Raw genomic sequence first — 2,878 nt, 5'->3', positions numbered from 1 at the left:
GCAATTTGCAAATCTTTAACCGTGGCGATGCTGCCCTGGTTAGTTAATACGCCTACGGTAATAATTTTCCCGCTCTGGGCTTGTAAAATGCCGCTATTAATCAGGCCGTCGCGCCCCCGAACCTCAACCGAAAGGTGACCGTCTTCACTAATTGTTTCGCCAGTATTTTTCAGCTTGTTACTAACGATATTGATATTATTGCCATAAAGTGCACCGCTATTGTCGAGTGTCTCATTCAGAAACAGCCCGAGCGCGCCCGTCTGCGCATTCATATTGCCTTGATTGCGCAATGTCTTCCCGGTCAGTGAAATGGCGCTGCCTGCCTGAATCGTCCCGCTGTTAACGGCATCGCTGTCGCCGTTAAGGGTCAGCGTAATGTTGCCTGACGTGGCAATCATGCTGCCTGAATTATCCATTGAGCCCAGGTTAGCCGTAATATTTTCACCCTGAACCACACCACTGCTTTTCAAACCGGCAAGGTTCAGTGCAACATCTTTTGCAGCGTTAATTTTTCCTTTGTTATCCAGGCTACTGGCCTTCACGCCGATAGCGCCGCTGGCCTGCACGGTACCGCTGTTAGCCAACTCGTTTTTAACCTGTAGCGAGATATCACCATCTTCAGAGATAATAATGCCCTGGTTGCCGATTTTATCGGCAGCGACGGCAAGCTGACCTGCATAAAGACCGCCCTCATTCTCAAGCGTGCCTACGGTCAGTTTAAACCTGTCGTTGGTCGTAAAAATACCGCTGTTTTTCAGCCGCTGTCCGTGGAATTCAATCGAGCCGTTCGCCTCTACGGAGCCATTATTGACCAGAGCATCCGTCAGGTTAAAGATCAGGCTACCTTTACGCGTAGCCATAATTCCCCGGTTGTTTTCTAACGTTCCGGCTGTTACCGCGATATTGCCCGCGGTACTGACAATATTGGCATCCGAGATTACCGTAGCATTAGTCAGCACGGTCGACCCGACTTTGACGACAAATTTTCCTTTATTAAAGGTAACCTGAGCGCCCGCGATCTGATTGCCGCTGTTGTCGATAGCATAAAGCGTGCCGCTGATGACGTAGCGATCCGCTACGTTAATGTGAATAGCAGGGACAGCGCTGTTTGTTTTGGCACCGTTCTGCGCCAGCAGATTAGCCGCACTTTGTAATAATGAATTTGCCTGAATGCGGATAGAGCCGGTTTTGGATACCACGTCCGCATTAATATTCAGCGTGGCCAGTGCGGTAAGAATAACGTCATAATGGGCGCTAAGGCCGCCCACGCCTGCCTGCTTGTTTAGCGTAATACTGTTGCCTGCCAGCTTGACGCTCTCGTTCTTACTGACAACAGCGGCCAGACCAATATCGCCATCCGCGGTAATTTCAATGGTGTTACTGCCCACTATACTGCCCTGATGCGTCACGCCAGCTCCGCTTTCGGTACTGATTAATTGAATCCTGTTTCCATACATAGAACCCAGCTGCGTCCCGCTTATGGCAATTTTAGGCGTGTCGCTGCCCGTACGGCTGCGTACAGAGTGGGTTCTGGACGAAGTGTCATAATTATTCAGGCCCGCCACAATTTTAATATCAGCATTACCGGCTATTTCACCCGACAGCGTTGCGCTACGACTGACGATATCAAAATAGCTCAGCCCTTCCGTGTTAATGCCTGCTCCTTCGACAGAAATATTGCCACGCTCAACAGCCAGCTGGACATTGCCATTCGGATCGACGTTCACTTTCCCCGTACTCAACGTCAGGTTGCTGGTATTAACGGTGGAAACGCCGTTAACCGTAATCCCCCGCTCGTTTGTCACAATCAAATCCGCCGTTCGACCAAAAACCTCCATCGATCCGGCAAGACGACTGCCGTTAGCGCCAGTAACCTCATTCAGAATGACGCGAGCCTCCGAGGAAAGCTGAGCGTTTTTGATAGCATAGCCGCCTGTCTGCGTCACACCATCCTGCATACTATTATTGAAAATAACGCCCTGCTGATTAACGTTAAAATCAGCATACTTATTATGGGAGACGCCACTGTTATTGGGGTCGTTAATATTGATGAGCGGCGTGCCGTTTGCCGCACTGGAAACATTAAGTCGCTGTGGATCATTTGTATCTACCGCGATATCGGCCAGCACCGTACAAGGAAACATTGTTGCCATTGCCAACACAATTGGCTTGACGCGAAAGTGATATTTACGCTTTTTAAAAAATGTCATATTTTTATTTTTCATTTTTTTATTCCCCAAATAGTTAGTATTAAAAGCCCGCATTTAGGCTGAAATATAAGGTAAAGTTATCAATTTCTGAGTTTTTGAGAGAAGCGGGTTTGGTAACAGGCCAGCCGCCAGAAAATGAGCCGGAAAAATCTTTTCCATTTAGTTTTATGCCAGTAGCAGCACCGCTCATATAATCGTGCATACAGGTATTAGCGACTGCCGCACAATTTCTGCGCGCCATACCTATGTCAAAACCTACAAAAGGTGAAAGCGTATTGATCCTGGCGTAATTTATCTGTACAGGTACCTTAAGCGTGTTCGATAGCCATAATGCTCGCTCAGCCGCAACGCTATTTTCTTTATAACCCCGGACGGTAAACTCATCCCCCAGGTTATAACTTGCATCGCTGACCAGCCTGTCATGAGTAAATTGAAAACCACTGTTCAGTTCGTAATCCAACCCGGTTTTTCCACCTGAAGAGGTCGCCAGTCTCCGGTTCCAACTCAGCGTACCGTTATACTTTTTATAATCCAGATCAAACCCATTCAGGTCACGGTCTTCCTTCCAGGCGGCTCCAAACCAGGGAAGACCGGCAGTCATACTAAAGTCAGCATAACCCCAGCCCCCGTACAAGCTTCCTACCCAGGTCAATCCGCCCGCAATACTG

At 48.5% G+C, this 2,878-nt stretch carries 2 protein-coding genes; both read right to left on the bottom strand.

The features are described 5' to 3' along the window. Positions 1 to 2,225 (bottom strand): filamentous hemagglutinin N-terminal domain-containing protein (locus RTK32_RS20740; protein ID WP_312047250.1); only part of this gene is annotated, 2,225 nt, incomplete at its 3' end. Between the two features lie 25 nt (positions 2,226 to 2,250). Next, positions 2,251 to 2,878, bottom strand: a 628-nt coding sequence (locus RTK32_RS20735) for a ShlB/FhaC/HecB family hemolysin secretion/activation protein (protein ID WP_312047248.1), incomplete at its 5' end; no start/stop codon positions are given.

The organism is Erwinia sp. (assembly GCF_031978025.1).
GTDB lineage: Bacteria > Pseudomonadota > Gammaproteobacteria > Enterobacterales > Enterobacteriaceae > Erwinia.
Note: the sequence above shows the minus strand (reverse complement) of the source record. Positions and strands in the feature narration are given on the sequence as shown.